Below are 15,951 nucleotides of genomic sequence, written 5' to 3'. Positions count from 1 at the left end.
CGATCCTACTAAACTTTCGGACGTTACCGGCAGCACATCTGGAGGAAAACGCAGGAACGGTCAGCACGTTGCATGGAGATTGAGTCGCACACGGTGCCGGTCCAGAATACCGGCCATGAACACACCACCGATTCCCCCCTTCTGCAGCATGCTGGAAACCCACTGGCCTCTACCATTCCACCTGCCAGGTATCAGCCTGGTCAGCGCTCGCTTCGATGCGAAGCAATTACAGGATGAGGATTTCGAGAGCTGGGGACTGCCTCGCCCGGAAGGTATTCGCAAACGTCAGGCCGAATTCTTCGCAGGGCGCATTTGTGCCTTTATGGCCTTGATGAATGCCACTGGCTGCGGGCATCTCCCCACAGCCAATGAAGACCGCTCGCCCTGCTGGCCGCCGTCGAGCATAGGCTCCATTACCCACAGCCACGGCCATGCGACAGCGGTGGCCGCGCAGTCTCGGCACTGGCGAGGACTGGGCGTGGACAGCGAACAACTCATCAAGGCCGAACGCGCGAACCGCCTGGCGGAACAGATCCTGACGCAGAGCGAGCTGGACCGCTACAGCGACCTTCCCCAGGCGGTGTATGCCAGACACCTGACCCTGGCGTTTTCACTCAAGGAAAGCCTCTTCAAAGCCCTTTACCCATTGGTTGGCCAGCCATTCTATTTCCATGACGCAGCACTGAGCTGGGTCGGCGAAGATGGGCACGCAACGCTGAAACTGCTGCGTGATCTATCGACGGAATGGCGCGCAGGCAGCGAGTTGCAAGGACAGTTCACCGTGGAGGAGAGCCAGGTTCTGACACTGGTCAGCATTCCTCATTGAGAGACCGAGTAGTGTCGATAGCCTGGTTACAGAATTGCGGGCAATAAAAAACCGGGCACATGGCCCGGTTTTCAGAGGGATCCGCGAGGATCACTCGGCGGTTACGACCTCACCATTGACCGGACGGTCAACCAGCTCGACGTAAGCCATGGGTGCATTGTCCCCAGCGCGGAAGCCGCACTTGAGGATGCGCAGGTAACCGCCCTGACGGGTGGCGTAGCGCTTGCCCAGATCGTTGAACAGCTTGCCAACCGCAGCCTTGGAGCGAGTGCGGTCGAACGCCAGACGGCGATTTGCAACGCTGTCTTCTTTAGCCAGGGTGATCAGCGGCTCGGCAACGCGACGCAGTTCCTTGGCCTTGGGCAGGGTGGTCTTGATCAGTTCGTGCTCGAACAGCGACACCGCCATGTTCTGGAACATGGCCTTGCGGTGTGCGCTGGTGCGGCTCAGATGACGGCCACTTTTACGATGACGCATGATTGAAATTCCTTACCAAACCATAGTTCGGTGACTAGGGGAGATCAGGCAGTGGCCTTATCGTCCTTCTTGAGACTTGCCGGTGGCCAGTTATCCAGGCGCATACCGAGAGACAAACCGCGAGAAGCCAGAACGTCCTTGATTTCAGTCAGGGACTTCTTGCCCAGGTTCGGCGTTTTCAACAGCTCTACTTCGGTACGCTGAATCAGGTCACCGATGTAGTAGATGTTCTCTGCCTTCAGGCAGTTGGCCGAACGTACGGTCAGCTCCAGGTCATCAACCGGACGCAGCAGGATCGGATCGATCTCATCCTCTTGCTCAACCACGACTGGTTCGCTGTCGCCCTTGAGGTCGACGAAGGCTGCCAGTTGCTGTTGCAGGATGGTCGCGGCACGACGGATGGCCTCTTCAGGGTCCAGGGTGCCGTTGGTTTCCAGATCGATGATCAGCTTGTCCAAGTTGGTACGCTGCTCGACACGTGCGTTCTCGACAACATAAGCGATGCGGCGAACCGGGCTGAATGTAGCGTCGAGCTGAAGACGACCGATACTGCGGGTTTCGTCTTCTTCGCTCTGGCGCGCATCAGCAGGCTCATAACCACGGCCGCGAGCGACCTTGAGCTTCATGTTGAGAGAACCATTGGCCGCCAGGTTGGCGATCAGGTGATCGCCATTGACGATTTCAACATCGTGATCCAGCTGGATATCGGCAGCGGTAACAGCGCCCGCGCCCTTCTTCACCAGGCTCAAGGTCACTTCATCACGGCCGTGCAGCTTGATGGCGATACCCTTGAGGTTGAGCAGGATTTCGATCACGTCTTCCTGCACGCCCTCGATGGCGCTGTACTCATGGAGCACGCCGTCGATCTCCGCCTCGACTACAGCGCAGCCGGGCATGGAGGACAGCAGGATACGACGCAACGCGTTACCCAGGGTGTGGCCAAAGCCACGCTCGAGGGGCTCGAGCGTGATCTTGGCACGGGTCGGACTGACCACCTGCACATCGATGTGGCGGGGGGTCAGGAACTCATTTACCGAACTCTGCATGGATACACCTATTTTCTAGCCCTTACTTGGAGTAGAGCTCGACAATCAGGTTTTCGTTGATGTCGGCGGACAGATCACTGCGAGCCGGAACACTCTTGAAAACACCAGATTTCTTGTCGAGGTCCACTTCGACCCATTCAACGCGACCGCGCTGAGCGCACAGTTCGAGGGCTTGGGTGATACGCAGTTGATTGCGGCTCTTCTCGCGAATAGCGACAACATCACCGGCCTTGACCTGATAGGAAGGCACGTTGACGGTCTGGCCGTTCACGCTGATCGCTTTGTGGGAAACCAACTGGCGCGATTCGGCGCGAGTGGCACCGAAGCCCATGCGGTAAACGACGTTGTCGAGACGGCACTCGAGCAATTGCAGCAGGTTCTCACCGGTTGCGCCCTTACGGCTCGCAGCCAGTTTGTAGTAACCGCTGAACTGACGCTCCAGAACACCGTAGATACGGCGAACTTTTTGCTTCTCGCGGAGCTGGGTGCCGTAATCCGACAGACGACCACGGCGCTGGCCGTGAGCACCTGGAGGAGTCTCGATGTTGCACTTGGATTCGAGCGCGCGCGCACCACTCTTCAGGAAGAGATCAGTGCCTTCACGACGGGACAGTTTGCATTTGGGACCAATATAACGAGCCATTTCTCACTGTCTCCTGATTACACGCGGCGCTTCTTCGGCGGACGGCACCCGTTGTGCGGGATCGGCGTCACGTCGGTGATGCTGGCGATTTTGTAGCCACATGCATTCAATGCACGTACGGCGGATTCACGACCCGGACCTGGACCCTTGACGTTGACGTCGAGGTTCTTCAGACCGTACTCCAGTGCAGCCTGACCAGCGCGTTCAGCAGCGACCTGGGCAGCGAAAGGAGTGCTCTTGCGCGAGCCACGGAACCCCGAACCACCCGAGGTAGCCCAGGACAGTGCATTGCCCTGACGGTCGGTGATGGTCACGATGGTATTGTTGAAAGACGCGTGGATATGGGCGATCCCATCGACCACTGTCTTTTTGACTTTCTTACGAGGACGAGCAGCAGGTTTTGCCATGATCAGATTCCCGAGCTATTACTTGCGGATCGGCTTACGCGGGCCCTTACGGGTACGCGCGTTGGTCTTGGTACGCTGTCCGCGAACCGGCAGACCACGACGATGACGCAGGCCGCGATAGCAACCCAGGTCCATCAAGCGCTTGATCTTCATGTTGACTTCGCGGCGCAGGTCACCTTCAACGATGAACTTGCCGACTTCGCCACGCAGCAGTTCGACCTGCTCGTCCGAAAGATCCTTGATTTTCGCTGCCGGATTCACACCGGTAGCAGCACAGATTTCCTGTGCGCGAGTGCGACCAACACCGTAGATGTAGGTCAGCGAGATAACAGTGTGCTTGTTATCCGGAATGTTTACGCCTGCAATACGGGCCATTCAGTGAAACTCCAATTGACAGCTACCTACGCCCCGGAAGCCAAGAAAAGGGCGCGAGATATTAACGCTGTAATAACAAATATTCAACCCGGCAGCGCACTAGCTACCGGGTTTCACGCTTTATGCACAATCAGCCTTGGCGCTGTTTGTGACGCGGCTCTGCACTGCAGATCACTCGCACGACGCCGTCGCGACGGATGATCTTGCAGTTACGGCACAGCTTCTTAACCGATGCACGAACTTTCATCACCAACTCCTCTAACCTTACGGACCACGATCAGCGGAGCATTCCGCCGCCGTATCCCTTCAGGTTGGCTTTCTTCATGAGGGAATCGTACTGGTGCGATACCAGGTGAGATTGCACTTGGGACATGAAGTCCATTACAACCACAACCACGATCAGCAACGAGGTCCCACCAAGGTAGAACGGCACATTGGCTGCAACCACAAGGAACTGAGGCAACAGACAAACGGCTGTCATGTAGAGGGCACCGAACATGGTCAAGCGGGTCAGAACGCCATCGATGTAGCGCGCCGACTGCTCACCAGGACGAATCCCCGGGATAAATGCACCAGACTTCTTCAGATTCTCTGCGACATCCTTCGGGTTGAACATCAACGCCGTATAGAAGAAGCAGAAGAAAATGATACCGGCACTGAACAACAGAATATTGAGCGGCTGCCCAGGCGCAATGGCTTGCGAAACATCCGCCAGCCAGCCCAGATTCTCGGACTGACCGAACCACTGCCCCAGAGATGCAGGGAACAAGAGGATGCTGCTGGCGAAAATCGCAGGAATGACACCCGCCATGTTCACTTTCAACGGCAAGTGGCTGGTCTGCGCAGCGAAAACCTTGCGGCCCTGCTGACGCTTGGCGTAATGAACGGCGATGCGCCGCTGACCACGCTCGATGAACACCACGAAACCGATGATGGCGATCGCCAGCAAGCCGATGGTCAACAAGGCGATGATGTTGATATCACCTTGCCGAGCGGACTCGAAGGACTGACCGAGCGCGCCCGGCAATCCAGCGACGATACCCGCGAAGATCAGCATCGAGATACCGTTGCCGACACCGCGCTCGGTGATCTGCTCACCTAGCCACATCATGAACATCGCACCAGCGACAAAGGTTGTGATGGCTACGAAATAGAAGCCGAAATCATTGCTGAAAGCGACCCCCTGACCAGCCAAGCCAACCGACATGCCGATAGCCTGAACGATAGCCAAGACCAGCGTACCGTACCGCGTGTACTGACTGATCTTGCGACGCCCGGCCTCACCCTCTTTCTTCAACTGTTCGAGCTGCGGACTGACAGCGGTCATGAGCTGCATGATGATCGATGCCGAGATGTACGGCATGATCCCCAGTGCAAAGATACTCATGCGCTCCAGCGCGCCGCCGGAAAACATGTTGAACAGACTAAGGATGGTCCCTTCGTTCTGACGGAACAGTTCGGCCAGCCTATCGGGGTTGATCCCCGGCACGGGAATGTGTGCGCCTATTCGATAGACGATGATCGCCATGAACAGAAAGCGCAGACGTGCCCAGAGCTCGGACAGCCCACCATTACTCAGCGCGGAGAGAGCACCTTGCTTAGCCATTTATTCCTCGAACTTGCCGCCAGCTGCTTCGATAGCCGCACGCGCACCTTTGGTGGCGGCGATGCCTTTCAGAGTCACCGCACGACCAACCTCACCCGACAGCATGACTTTCACACGCAGCACGTTCTGGTTGATGACATTGGCGTCTTTCAGGCTCTGCAGAGTAACCACGTCACCTTCGACCTTGGCCAGCTCAGAGGTACGAACCTCGGCGCGATCCAGAGCCTTCAGGGAAACGAAGCCGAACTTCGGCAGACGACGATGCAGAGGCTGTTGACCACCCTCGAAACCGGGAGCGATCTTGCCACCCGAACGAGAAGTCTGGCCTTTGTGACCACGGCCACCGGTCTTGCCGAGACCGCTACCGATACCACGCCCCGGGCGCAGCTTTTCGCGACGGGCACCCGGCGCGGAACGCAGATCGTTCAAATGCATGAATCAACCCTCCACACGGAGAAGGTAATAGGCCTTGTTGATCATGCCGCGATTTTCAGGAGTATCCTGAACTTCAACGGTATGACCGATGCGACGCAGGCCGAGACCCTTGACGCAAGCCTTGTGATTAGCCAAACGGCCGTTCAGGCTTTTGACCAGGGTAACTTTGACAGTTGCATTAGCCATGGTTAGAGAATCTCCTCGACACTCTTGCCACGCTTGGCTGCGACCGACTCAGGCGACTGCATGGCTTTCAGACCCTTGAATGTGGCGTTAACCACGTTCACCGGGTTTGTCGAGCCATAGCACTTGGCCAGGACGTTCTGCACGCCAGCGACTTCGAGAATGGCGCGCATGGCACCACCGGCGATCACACCCGTACCATCGGAGGCAGGCTGCATGTAGACCTTGGAAGCGCCGTGAGCGGACTTCACCGGGTACTGCAGGGTAGTGCCGTTCAGGTCGACCTGGATCATGTTGCGGCGAGCCGCTTCCATAGCCTTCTGAATGGCAGCAGGCACTTCACGGGACTTGCCGCGACCGAAACCTACACGACCCTTGCCATCACCTACCACGGTCAGCGCGGTGAAGGTGAAGATACGACCACCTTTTACAGTCTTGGCGACGCGGTTAACCTGAACCAGCTTCTCAATGTAGCCTTCGTCGCGCTTTTGCTCGTTATTTGCCATAACTTAGAACTCCAGCCCGCCTTCACGAGCAGCATCAGCCAGTGCCTTGACACGACCGTGGTACTTGAAGCCAGAACGGTCGAACGACACCTGAGTGACGCCAGCGGCCTTGGCACGCTCAGCGACCAGTTGACCAACCTTCTTGGCAGCGTCGATGTTGCCAGTGGCGCCATCACGCAGTTCTTTGTCCAGGGTCGAGGCGCTGGCCAGGACCCTGCCGCCATCGGCCGAAATGACCTGTGCGTAAATGTGCTGCGAAGAACGGTAGACGCTGAGACGCACGCTTTCGAGTTCGCGAATCTTCAGGCGCGCTTTGCGGGCACGACGCAGACGGATAACTTTTTTGTCGCTCATATCCTAGGCCCCTACTTCTTCTTGGCTTCTTTACGACGGACAACTTCGTCCGCGTAACGCACGCCTTTGCCTTTATACGGCTCAGGACGACGGAAGTCGCGGATGTCGGCAGCCACCTGACCAACCAGTTGCTTGTCGATACCCTTGATCAGGATATCGGTCTGGCTTGGGGTTTCAGCGGTAATGCCTTCAGGCAGCTCATACTCCACCGGATGGGAGAAGCCGAGAGCCAGCGACAGCACCTGACCTTTGGCCTGAGCCTTGTAACCAACGCCAACCAGCTGCAGCTTGCGCTCGAAGCCTTGGCTGACACCAATTACCATGTTGTTCACCAGGGCACGGGTAGTACCCGCCATGGCGCGATTCTGCTGATCGCCATTACGCGCAGCAAAACGCAGCTCGCCAGATTCCTGGGTCACTTCCACGGAAGAATGAACATTCAGTTCGAGAGCACCCTTGGCGCCCTTCACCGACAGTTGCTGACCTGCGAGCTTGATCTCGACACCGGCCGGCAGTTTGACGGGGTTCTTAGCAACGCGAGACATGCTTATCCCCCCCTTAGAACACAGTGCAGAGCACTTCGCCGCCGACACCTGCAGCGCGGGCAGCACGATCCGTCATCACACCTTTATTGGTGGAAACGATCGAAACACCCAGGCCACCGCGAACTTTCGGCAACTGGTCGACAGACTTGTACTGGCGAAGGCCAGGACGGCTTACACGCTTGAGCTCTTCGATGACCGGACGGCCTTCAAAATACTTCAGCTCGATGGACAGCTGCGGCTTTGCATCGCCACTCACTTCGTATCCCGCGATATAGCCTTCACCTTGAAGAACGTTGGCAACAGCCACCTTCAATTTGGAAGACGGCATGCTTACGACGGACTTTTCGGCCATCTGGGCATTACGGATACGAGTTAGCATGTCCGCTAACGGGTCCTGCATACTCATGGGCTCTTGGCTCCTAAATCAAAAAAATAAGCCGCTGAACGGCTCTTTCGCCCACCATCGACCCACAAAAATATGAGTCTCGGGCGAGCCGAGCATTCTAGAAGAACGCCAGAAACGAATCAAGCCCCATAAGGGGCTTGATTGTTACAAGGACAAGACCTTTTGGGTCAACCCCCGTATTACCAGCTGGCTTTCACCAGGCCCGGCACGTCACCGCGCATTGCAGCCTCACGCAGCTTGGTGCGCGCAAGACCGAACTTGCGATATACACCGTGCGGACGGCCAGTCAGGCGGCAGCGGTTACGCAGGCGCGAAGCGCTTGCGTCACGTGGCTGCTTCTGCAGGGCAACCTGGGCTTCCCAACGCTCTTCCGGACTGCTGTTCGGATTAGCGATGGTGGCTTTCAGCGCGGCACGCTTCTGAGCGTACTTGGCAACCGTTTGCTGACGCTTCAGCTCGCGGTTTTTCATGCTTTGTTTGGCCATTTTCCTACTCCGATCAGTTGCGGAACGGGAATTTGAAGGCACGCAGCAGGGCGCGACCTTCATCATCCGTACGAGCAGTGGTGGTCAGGGTAATGTCCAGGCCACGCAGAGCATCGATTTTGTCGTAATCGATTTCCGGGAAGATGATCTGCTCTTTCACGCCCATGCTGTAGTTGCCACGACCATCGAAGGACTTGGCATTCAGGCCGCGGAAGTCGCGGACCCGAGGCAGGGAGATCGACAGCAGACGATCCAGGAACTCATACATGCGGTCGCTACGCAGAGTGACCTTGACACCAATCGGCCAGCCTTCGCGAACCTTGAAGCCCGCAATCGACTTGCGAGCATGGGTCACAACGACCTTCTGACCAGTGATTTTCTCAAGGTCGGCAACTGCGTTTTCGATGATTTTCTTGTCACCGATGGCTTCGCCAAGACCCATGTTGAGGGTGATTTTGGTGATGCGCGGGACTTCCATCACGTTCGCAAGCTTCAGTTCTTCCTTCAGCTTGGGCGCGATTTCTTTCCGGTAAATCTCTTTTAGTCGTGCCATGGTTATCTACCTAGCAGCCTCAAGCATCAACCGATTTCTGGGTCGACTTGAAGACACGAATTTTCTTGCCGTCTTCTACCTTGAAGCCAACGCGATCAGCCTTGTTGGTTTCACCGTTGAAAATGGCGACGTTGGAGGCGTGCAACGGCGCCTCTTTCTCGACGATACCGCCCTGAACGCCCGACATCGGGTTCGGCTTGGTATGGCGCTTGACCAGGTTCACACCACCAACGACCAGACGGTCGTCAGCGAGAACCCGCAGCACCTTGCCACGCTTGCCCTTGTCTTTGCCGGCGATGACGATGATCTCGTCGTTGCGACGAATCTTTTGCATGCGACGACTCCTTACAGCACTTCTGGGGCGAGCGAGACGATTTTCATGAACTTCTCGGTACGAAGCTCACGCGTCACTGGCCCGAAGATACGGGTGCCGATCGGCTCTTGCTTGTTGTTCAGGAGAACAGCAGCGTTGCCGTCGAAGCGGATGATGGAACCGTCGGGACGACGAACACCGTGACGGGTACGGACTACGACAGCAGTCATTACCTGGCCTTTCTTGACCTTGCCACGAGGAATCGCTTCCTTGACGGTAACCTTGATGATGTCACCGATGCCAGCATAACGGCGGTGCGAACCGCCAAGCACCTTGATGCACATGACGCGACGTGCACCACTGTTGTCTGCGACATCGAGCATGGATTGAGTCTGAATCATATAATTTCTCCGACCCCTAGCCCTTAGACTTCGACTGCGCGTTCAAGGACTTCAACCAGTGCCCAGTTCTTGGTCTTGGCCAGCGGACGGATTTCGCGGATGGAAACCTTGTCGCCGATCTTGCACTGGTTGGTCTCGTCATGAGCGTGCAGCTTGGTCGAACGCTTCACGTATTTACCGTAGATCGGGTGCTTTACGCGACGCTCGATCAGAACGGTGATGGTCTTGTCCATTTTGTCGCTGACAACACGACCGGTCAGCGTACGGACGGTTTTCTGAGCTTCAGCCATGATCACTTACCTGCCTGCTGGTTGAGCACAGTCTTGACACGAGCGATATCGCGCTTGACTTGCGAGAGCAGGTGAGACTGCCCCAACTGGCCAGTTGCCTTCTGCATGCGCAGATTGAACTGGTCGCGCAGCAACTCGAGCAGTTGCTCGTTCAGCTGCTGAACGGATTTTTCACGAAGTTCATTCGCTTTCATCACATCACCGTCCGCTTAACAAAGGAGGTGGCGAGCGGCAGCTTCGCAGCAGCCAAGGCAAACGCCTCACGCGCCAGCTCTTCGGAAACACCCTCGATCTCGTAGAGCACCTTGCCCGGCTGAATCTGGGCTACCCAGTACTCGACGTTACCCTTACCTTTACCCATCCGGACTTCCAGAGGCTTCTTGGTGACAGGCTTGTCGGGGAATACGCGGATCCAGATCTTGCCGCCACGTTTTACGTGACGAGTAAGGGCACGACGTGCCGCTTCGATCTGGCGCGCAGTCAGGCGACCACGGGAAACGGACTTCAGCGCGAACTCGCCGAAGCTGACCTTGCTACCGCGCTGAGCCAGACCACGGTTGTGGCCAGTCATCTGCTTGCGGAATTTTGTACGCTTTGGTTGCAACATGTGGCGTACTCCTTACTTGGCAGCTTTCTTACGAGGAGCGGGCGCCTGAGGCTTGAGCTCTTCATGCTGGCCACCGATGACCTCGCCTTTGAAGATCCACACCTTGACACCGATCACACCGTAAGTGGTGTGCGCTTCGTAAGTGTTGTAATCGATATCGGCACGCAGGGTGTGCAGGGGCACACGACCTTCGCGATACCACTCGGTACGGGCAATTTCAGCCCCACCCAGACGACCACTGACCTGGATTTTGATGCCCTTGGCACCAATGCGCATGGCGTTCTGTACGGCGCGCTTCATGGCGCGGCGGAACATTACGCGACGCTCCAGCTGCTGAGCAACGCTCTGTGCAACCAGCATGGCATCGAGCTCCGGCTTGCGGATCTCTTCGATGTTGATGTGCACCGGCACACCCATTTGCTTGGTCAGGTCCTGACGCAGCTTCTCAACATCCTCACCTTTCTTGCCGATAACGATACCGGGACGAGCAGTGTGGATGGTGATGCGTGCGGTTTGAGCCGGGCGAGCGATGTCGATACGGCTTACGGACGCGCTTTTTAGTTTGTCCTGGAGGTACTCACGCACGTTCAGATCTGCAAGCAGATAATCGGCGTAGTTACGACCGTCTGCGTACCAGACGGAGGTGTGCTCCTTGACGATTCCCAGGCGAATGCCAGTGGGATGTACTTTCTGACCCATCTGATCGACTCCGTTACTTGTCCGCAACCTTGACAGTGATATGGCAAGACCGCTTGACGATGCGATCAGCACGGCCTTTGGCACGCGGCATGATGCGCTTAAGCGAACGCCCCTCGTTGACGAAGACAGTGGAAACCTTCAGGTCATCCACATCTGCGCCTTCGTTGTGCTCGGCGTTGGCAACGGCCGACTCCAGCACTTTTTTCATGATCTCTGCGGCTTTCTTACTGCTGAAAGCCAGGAGGTTGAGCGCGTCGCCCACCTTCTTCCCGCGGATCTGGTCGGCGACCAGGCGGGCTTTCTGGGCGGAGATGCGAGCGCCCGACAACTTAGCGGCTACTTCCATCTTTCCTTACCCCTTAGCGCTTGCCTTTCTTGTCCGCTACGTGCCCGCGATAGGTGCGGGTAGCAGCGAACTCGCCGAGCTTGTGACCGACCATGTCTTCGTTCACGAGAACCGGGACATGTTGACGACCATTGTGAACAGCGATGGTCAAACCGACCATTTGCGGCAGAATCATTGAACGGCGAGACCAGGTTTTAACCGGCTTGCGATCGCCCTTCTCCACCGCCACTTCGACCTTCTTCAATAGGTGAAGATCGATAAAAGGACCTTTTTTCAGAGAACGCGGCACTGTCGTATCCCTCTAATTACTTGCGACGACGGACAATCATGTTATCGGTGCGCTTATTCGACCGGGTCTTCGCACCCTTGGTCGGGAAGCCCCACGGCGACACCGGATGACGACCGCCCGAGGTACGACCTTCACCACCACCATGGGGGTGATCGACCGGGTTCATCGCCACACCGCGAACGGTTGGGCGAACACCACGCCAGCGCTTGGCACCAGCTTTACCCAGGGAGCGCAGGCTATGCTCAGAGTTCGAGACCTCGCCCAGCGTTGCACGGCACTCGGCCAGCACTTTGCGCATCTCGCCAGAGCGCAGACGCAGCGTTACATAGGCACCCTCACGCGCTACCAACTGGGCAGAAGCACCAGCCGAACGAGCGATCTGTGCACCTTTGCCCGGCTTCAGTTCGATACCGTGAACGGTGGAACCCAGCGGAATGTTGCGCAGCGGCAGACTGTTGCCAGCCTTGATTGGCGCGTTGACACCGGACACCAGTTGATCACCGGCGCTCACGCCTTTCGGCGCGATGATGTAACGACGCTCACCGTCCGCATATTTCAGCAGAGCGATGTGTGCAGTACGGTTCGGGTCATACTCTACGCGCTCGACGATGGCAGGGATGCCATCCTTGTTGCGACGAAAATCGACCAGACGATAGTGCTGCTTGTGACCACCGCCAACGTGACGAGTGGTGATACGACCGTTGTTGTTACGGCCGCCAGTTTTCGACTTCTTCTCGAGCAGCGGAGCGTAAGGAGCGCCTTTGTGCAGCTCCTGACCTACCACTTTGACCACGAAACGGCGGCCCGCGGAAGTCGGTTTGCATTTAACGATTGCCATGATGCACCCCTTCCTTACTCAGCAGCGCCGGAGAAATCGAGATCCTGACCTGGCTGAAGAGCGATATACGCCTTCTTCCAGTCGTTACGCTTGCCCAGGCCGCGAGCGGTACGCTTGGTCTTGCCCTGAACATTCAGGGTGGAGACTTTGGCGACCTTCACGTTGAACAGGCTTTCGACGGCCTTCTTGATTTCCAGCTTGGTTGCATCGGTAGCAACCTTGAAAACGAATTGGCTCTTGCTGTCAGCCAGCACGGTTGCCTTCTCGGAGACGTGCGGACCAAGCAGGACTTTGAATACGCGTTCCTGGTTCATCCCAGCAGCTCCTCGAATTTCTTCACAGCCGACACGGTGATCAGCACCTTGTCATAGGCGATCAGACTGACAGGATCCGAACCTTGCACATCACGAACATCGACGTGCGGCAGGTTGCGCGCTGCCAGATACAGGTTCTCGTCTACGGAATCGGAAACGATCAGCACGTCGCTCAGACCCAGACCACCAAGCTTGCTGGCAAGCTCCTTGGTTTTAGGCGCTTCGACGGCGAAGTTCTCGACGACCACCAGACGTTCGGAACGAACCAGCTCAGCAAGAATGGAGCGCAGAGCTGCGCGATACATCTTCTTGTTGAGTTTCTGATCATGATTCTGCGGGCGAGCAGCGAAAGTCACACCACCGCCACGCCAGATCGGACCACGAGTGGTACCGGCACGAGCACGGCCAGTGCCCTTCTGACGCCATGGGCGCTTACCGCCACCAGCCACGTCGGAACGGGTCTTCTGCTGCTTGCTACCTTGACGACCGCCAGCCATATAGGCGACGACAGCCTGGTGAACCAGTGTCTCGTTGAACTCACCACCGAAGGTGCGCTCGGAGACTTCTATGGCTTGTGCGCCATTAACATTCAATTGCATCTGAACTCCCCCTTACCCGCGAGCCTTGGCAGCCGGACGCACGAGCACATCACCGCCAGTGGCGCCGGGCACTGCACCCTTGACCAGCAGCAGATTGCGTTCTGCATCGACACGCACGATTTCCAGGGACTGAACGGTCACGCGCTCGGCGCCCATATGACCGGACATTTTCTTGCCCTTGAATACACGACCAGGAGTCTGGCATTGGCCAATGGAACCCGGAACGCGGTGGGAAACGGAGTTACCGTGGGTATTGTCCTGACCACGGAAGTTCCAGCGCTTGATGGTACCGGCAAAGCCTTTACCCTTGGACTGACCGGTCACGTCGACCAGCTGTCCCGCCTGGAAAATCTCGGCTTTGATCTCATCACCGACTGCGTACTCGCCTTCTTCCAGACGAAACTCGATGACGGAACGGCCAGCTGCAACGTTAGCCTTGGCAAAATGCCCGGCTTGAGCCTTGCTGACGCGAGAGGCACGACGCTCACCGACAGTCACCTGTACGGCAAGATAACCATCGCTCTCTTCATTCTTGAACTGAGTGACGCGATTCGGCTCAACCTCGATGACCGTAACCGGAATCGAGACACCTTCTTCGGTGAAAATGCGGGTCATGCCGCACTTACGACCGACTACACCAATAGTCATTTTGAAACCTCTTATGTGTACGGGGCTTTCACCCGCTATGGCCGCCCATTTCAGAGCGTTACACGACTAAAACCGGGGTTTTAGCCGAGGCTGATCTGCACTTCCACACCAGCCGCAAGATCGAGCTTCATCAACGCATCGACGGTTTTATCCGTCGGCTGAACGATGTCCAGCACACGCTTATGAGTACGGATTTCATACTGATCGCGCGCGTCTTTGTTGACGTGCGGAGAGATCAGAACCGTGAATCGTTCTTTGCGAGTTGGCAGCGGAATCGGACCACGCACCTGAGCACCAGTACGTTTCGCGGTTTCCACGATTTCCTGGGTTGATTGATCGATCAGGCGATGGTCAAAAGCCTTCAACCGAATACGGATTTGTTGGTTTTGCATTTTGACCTCAGACTCCTAATAGCCATCCTCACCAGGCGCAATACGCCGGGTAAAAGGAGGCGCAATTGTACGGATGGGCCCATAGGGTGTCAATAAATGATCAACAATAGAAAAAGGCCCCCGAAGGGGCCTCTTTCAGAGCGCCGATAGATTACTCGACGATCTTGGCAACCACGCCAGCACCAACGGTACGACCGCCTTCGCGAATAGCGAAGCGCAGGCCGTCTTCCATGGCGATCGGCTTGATCAGGGTGACAACCATTTTCACGTTGTCGCCCGGCATGACCATCTCAACGCCTTCCGGCAGTTCGCACGAACCGGTCACGTCAGTGGTACGGAAGTAGAACTGCGGACGGTAGCCCTTGAAGAACGGGGTATGACGACCACCCTCTTCTTTGGACAGAACGTACACTTCTGCTTCGAACTTGGTGTGCGGCTTGATGGTGCCCGGCTTGGCCAGAACCTGACCACGCTCGACGTCATCACGCTTGGTGCCGCGCAGCAGTACGCCGCAGTTCTCGCCAGCACGACCTTCGTCGAGCAGCTTACGGAACATCTCGACACCGGTGCAGGTGGTCTTGGTGGTCGGACGCAGACCGACGATCTCGATCTCTTCCTGGATCTTGACGATACCGCGCTCCACACGACCAGTCACAACAGTACCGCGACCGGAAATCGAGAACACGTCTTCGATCGGCATCAGGAACGGACGATCAATGGCACGAACCGGCTCAGGAATGTAGCTGTCCAATGTTTCGACCAGCTTCTTGACCGCGGTAGTACCCAGCTCGTTGTCATCCTGGCCGTTCAGGGCCATCAGAGCGGAACCGATGATGATCGGAGTGTCATCACCCGGGAAGTCGTAAGTGCTCAGCAGGTCACGAACTTCCATTTCGACCAGTTCCAGCAGCTCGGCGTCGTCAACAACGTCAGCCTTGTTCAGGAACACAACGATGTAAGGAACACCTACCTGACGGGACAGCAGGATGTGCTCACGAGTCTGCGGCATAGGGCCGTCAGCAGCCGAGCAAACCAGGATCGCGCCGTCCATCTGGGCAGCACCGGTGATCATGTTCTTCACGTAGTCGGCGTGACCCGGGCAGTCAACGTGCGCGTAGTGACGAATGTTGGAGTCGTACTCTACGTGCGCAGTGTTGATGGTGATACCGCGAGCCTTCTCTTCCGGAGCGCTATCGATCTTGTCGAAGTCGACCTTGGCCGAACCGAACACTTCGGAGCAGACGCGAGTCAGAGCAGCGGTCAGAGTGGTTTTGCCATGGTCAACGTGACCAATGGTGCCAACGTTGACGTGCGGTTTGTTACGTTCGAATTTTTCTTTAGCCACGACAGTGAACCTCTTGCCTAAAG

The 15,951-nt window shown here is 56.9% G+C and carries 30 protein-coding genes; 1 reads left to right on the top strand and 29 read right to left on the bottom strand.

Annotated features, from left to right (window positions below; all coding sequences use genetic code 11):
* Nucleotides 1-115: 115 nt before the first annotated feature.
* A complete protein-coding gene (locus tag HW090_RS12155) occupies nucleotides 116-826 on the top strand; it encodes a 4'-phosphopantetheinyl transferase (protein ID WP_179113765.1) in 711 nt (236 codons plus the stop codon).
* Between the two features lie 90 nt (nucleotides 827-916).
* Here the strand turns inward: HW090_RS12155 and rplQ are convergent, their stop codons facing one another.
* From rplQ to tuf, 29 genes are all read right to left on the bottom strand, one after another.
* Nucleotides 917-1,303: a 50S ribosomal protein L17 gene (rplQ, locus tag HW090_RS12150; RefSeq protein WP_179113764.1), complete on the bottom strand. Its 387-nt coding sequence runs from the start codon at nucleotides 1,301-1,303 to the stop codon at nucleotides 917-919.
* A gap of 44 nt (nucleotides 1,304-1,347) precedes the next feature.
* Nucleotides 1,348-2,349 (bottom strand): DNA-directed RNA polymerase subunit alpha, encoded by a 1,002-nt coding sequence (locus HW090_RS12145; protein WP_179113763.1) that lies wholly within the window; start codon nucleotides 2,347-2,349, stop codon nucleotides 1,348-1,350.
* 22 nt (nucleotides 2,350-2,371) lie between these two features.
* Nucleotides 2,372-2,992, bottom strand: a complete 621-nt coding sequence (gene rpsD, locus HW090_RS12140) for a 30S ribosomal protein S4 (RefSeq protein WP_179113762.1) — start codon at nucleotides 2,990-2,992, stop codon at nucleotides 2,372-2,374.
* A gap of 17 nt (nucleotides 2,993-3,009) precedes the next feature.
* The gene (gene rpsK, locus HW090_RS12135) at nucleotides 3,010-3,399 is read right to left on the bottom strand and encodes a 30S ribosomal protein S11 (RefSeq protein WP_003093689.1); all 390 of its coding nucleotides are present in this window, start codon (nucleotides 3,397-3,399) and stop codon (nucleotides 3,010-3,012) included.
* 18 nt (nucleotides 3,400-3,417) lie between these two features.
* On the bottom strand, nucleotides 3,418-3,774 hold the full coding sequence (gene rpsM / locus HW090_RS12130) for a 30S ribosomal protein S13 (RefSeq protein ID WP_003289190.1): 357 nt from the start codon (nucleotides 3,772-3,774) through the stop codon (nucleotides 3,418-3,420).
* Nucleotides 3,775-3,904: 130 nt separating this feature from the next.
* A complete protein-coding gene (gene rpmJ / locus HW090_RS12125; protein ID WP_003281814.1) occupies nucleotides 3,905-4,021 on the bottom strand; it encodes a 50S ribosomal protein L36 in 117 nt (38 codons plus the stop codon).
* A 30-nt stretch (nucleotides 4,022-4,051) separates the two neighbouring features.
* Nucleotides 4,052-5,380, bottom strand: coding sequence for a preprotein translocase subunit SecY (gene secY / locus HW090_RS12120; RefSeq protein ID WP_179113761.1), 1,329 nt, complete (start codon nucleotides 5,378-5,380; stop codon nucleotides 4,052-4,054).
* A complete protein-coding gene (gene rplO / locus HW090_RS12115; RefSeq protein WP_179113760.1) occupies nucleotides 5,381-5,815 on the bottom strand; it encodes a 50S ribosomal protein L15 in 435 nt (144 codons plus the stop codon).
* A 3-nt stretch (nucleotides 5,816-5,818) separates the two neighbouring features.
* On the bottom strand, nucleotides 5,819-6,001 hold the full coding sequence (rpmD, locus tag HW090_RS12110; protein ID WP_084339561.1) for a 50S ribosomal protein L30: 183 nt from the start codon (nucleotides 5,999-6,001) through the stop codon (nucleotides 5,819-5,821).
* Between the two features lie 2 nt (nucleotides 6,002-6,003).
* On the bottom strand, nucleotides 6,004-6,504 hold the full coding sequence (gene rpsE, locus HW090_RS12105) for a 30S ribosomal protein S5 (RefSeq protein ID WP_131186020.1): 501 nt from the start codon (nucleotides 6,502-6,504) through the stop codon (nucleotides 6,004-6,006).
* A 3-nt stretch (nucleotides 6,505-6,507) separates the two neighbouring features.
* Nucleotides 6,508-6,858, bottom strand: a complete 351-nt coding sequence (rplR, locus tag HW090_RS12100; RefSeq protein WP_179113759.1) for a 50S ribosomal protein L18 — start codon at nucleotides 6,856-6,858, stop codon at nucleotides 6,508-6,510.
* An 11-nt stretch (nucleotides 6,859-6,869) separates the two neighbouring features.
* Nucleotides 6,870-7,403 (bottom strand): 50S ribosomal protein L6, encoded by a 534-nt coding sequence (gene rplF, locus HW090_RS12095; RefSeq protein ID WP_179114904.1) that lies wholly within the window; start codon nucleotides 7,401-7,403, stop codon nucleotides 6,870-6,872.
* 13 nt (nucleotides 7,404-7,416) lie between these two features.
* Entirely contained in the window at nucleotides 7,417-7,809 is a 393-nt protein-coding gene (gene rpsH / locus HW090_RS12090; protein WP_131186023.1) for a 30S ribosomal protein S8, read from the bottom strand.
* 179 nt (nucleotides 7,810-7,988) lie between these two features.
* A complete protein-coding gene (gene rpsN / locus HW090_RS12085) occupies nucleotides 7,989-8,294 on the bottom strand; it encodes a 30S ribosomal protein S14 (RefSeq protein ID WP_179113758.1) in 306 nt (101 codons plus the stop codon).
* 13 nt (nucleotides 8,295-8,307) lie between these two features.
* Nucleotides 8,308-8,847 carry a 50S ribosomal protein L5 gene (gene rplE, locus HW090_RS12080; RefSeq protein WP_179113757.1) on the bottom strand — a complete coding sequence of 180 codons (540 nt, stop codon included), beginning with the start codon at nucleotides 8,845-8,847 and terminating at the stop codon, nucleotides 8,308-8,310.
* 19 nt (nucleotides 8,848-8,866) lie between these two features.
* Nucleotides 8,867-9,181 carry a 50S ribosomal protein L24 gene (gene rplX, locus HW090_RS12075; protein ID WP_179113756.1) on the bottom strand — a complete coding sequence of 105 codons (315 nt, stop codon included), beginning with the start codon at nucleotides 9,179-9,181 and terminating at the stop codon, nucleotides 8,867-8,869.
* Between the two features lie 11 nt (nucleotides 9,182-9,192).
* Nucleotides 9,193-9,561 (bottom strand): 50S ribosomal protein L14, encoded by a 369-nt coding sequence (rplN, locus tag HW090_RS12070; protein WP_003281831.1) that lies wholly within the window; start codon nucleotides 9,559-9,561, stop codon nucleotides 9,193-9,195.
* 23 nt (nucleotides 9,562-9,584) lie between these two features.
* A complete protein-coding gene (gene rpsQ / locus HW090_RS12065) occupies nucleotides 9,585-9,851 on the bottom strand; it encodes a 30S ribosomal protein S17 (protein ID WP_179113755.1) in 267 nt (88 codons plus the stop codon).
* Between the two features lie 2 nt (nucleotides 9,852-9,853).
* Nucleotides 9,854-10,045: a 50S ribosomal protein L29 gene (gene rpmC / locus HW090_RS12060; protein WP_179113754.1), complete on the bottom strand. Its 192-nt coding sequence runs from the start codon at nucleotides 10,043-10,045 to the stop codon at nucleotides 9,854-9,856.
* Nucleotides 10,045-10,458, bottom strand: coding sequence for a 50S ribosomal protein L16 (gene rplP, locus HW090_RS12055; protein ID WP_028238758.1), 414 nt, complete (start codon nucleotides 10,456-10,458; stop codon nucleotides 10,045-10,047). The genes rpmC and rplP overlap by 1 nt, the downstream gene beginning before the upstream one ends.
* A 12-nt stretch (nucleotides 10,459-10,470) precedes the next feature.
* The gene (gene rpsC / locus HW090_RS12050) at nucleotides 10,471-11,157 is read right to left on the bottom strand and encodes a 30S ribosomal protein S3 (protein ID WP_179113753.1); all 687 of its coding nucleotides are present in this window, start codon (nucleotides 11,155-11,157) and stop codon (nucleotides 10,471-10,473) included.
* A 13-nt stretch (nucleotides 11,158-11,170) separates the two neighbouring features.
* The gene (rplV, locus tag HW090_RS12045) at nucleotides 11,171-11,503 is read right to left on the bottom strand and encodes a 50S ribosomal protein L22 (RefSeq protein ID WP_003304070.1); all 333 of its coding nucleotides are present in this window, start codon (nucleotides 11,501-11,503) and stop codon (nucleotides 11,171-11,173) included.
* Between the two features lie 13 nt (nucleotides 11,504-11,516).
* Nucleotides 11,517-11,792, bottom strand: a complete 276-nt coding sequence (rpsS, locus tag HW090_RS12040) for a 30S ribosomal protein S19 (protein ID WP_131186030.1) — start codon at nucleotides 11,790-11,792, stop codon at nucleotides 11,517-11,519.
* Between the two features lie 16 nt (nucleotides 11,793-11,808).
* Nucleotides 11,809-12,630, bottom strand: a complete 822-nt coding sequence (gene rplB / locus HW090_RS12035) for a 50S ribosomal protein L2 (protein WP_179113752.1) — start codon at nucleotides 12,628-12,630, stop codon at nucleotides 11,809-11,811.
* Nucleotides 12,631-12,644: 14 nt separating this feature from the next.
* On the bottom strand, nucleotides 12,645-12,944 hold the full coding sequence (gene rplW / locus HW090_RS12030; protein ID WP_179113751.1) for a 50S ribosomal protein L23: 300 nt from the start codon (nucleotides 12,942-12,944) through the stop codon (nucleotides 12,645-12,647).
* Nucleotides 12,941-13,543: a 50S ribosomal protein L4 gene (gene rplD / locus HW090_RS12025; protein ID WP_179113750.1), complete on the bottom strand. Its 603-nt coding sequence runs from the start codon at nucleotides 13,541-13,543 to the stop codon at nucleotides 12,941-12,943. The genes rplW and rplD overlap by 4 nt, the downstream gene beginning before the upstream one ends.
* A gap of 12 nt (nucleotides 13,544-13,555) precedes the next feature.
* On the bottom strand, nucleotides 13,556-14,191 hold the full coding sequence (gene rplC / locus HW090_RS12020) for a 50S ribosomal protein L3 (protein WP_131186034.1): 636 nt from the start codon (nucleotides 14,189-14,191) through the stop codon (nucleotides 13,556-13,558).
* Between the two features lie 80 nt (nucleotides 14,192-14,271).
* Nucleotides 14,272-14,583 (bottom strand): 30S ribosomal protein S10, encoded by a 312-nt coding sequence (rpsJ, locus tag HW090_RS12015; protein ID WP_003103876.1) that lies wholly within the window; start codon nucleotides 14,581-14,583, stop codon nucleotides 14,272-14,274.
* Nucleotides 14,584-14,734: 151 nt separating this feature from the next.
* Entirely contained in the window at nucleotides 14,735-15,928 is a 1,194-nt protein-coding gene (gene tuf, locus HW090_RS12010; protein ID WP_179113742.1) for an elongation factor Tu, read from the bottom strand.
* Nucleotides 15,929-15,951: the final 23 nt, after the last annotated feature.

Source organism: Pseudomonas sp. ABC1, assembly GCF_013395055.1.
GTDB lineage: Bacteria > Pseudomonadota > Gammaproteobacteria > Pseudomonadales > Pseudomonadaceae > Stutzerimonas.
This window is presented reverse-complemented; position numbering and strand designations above follow the sequence as displayed.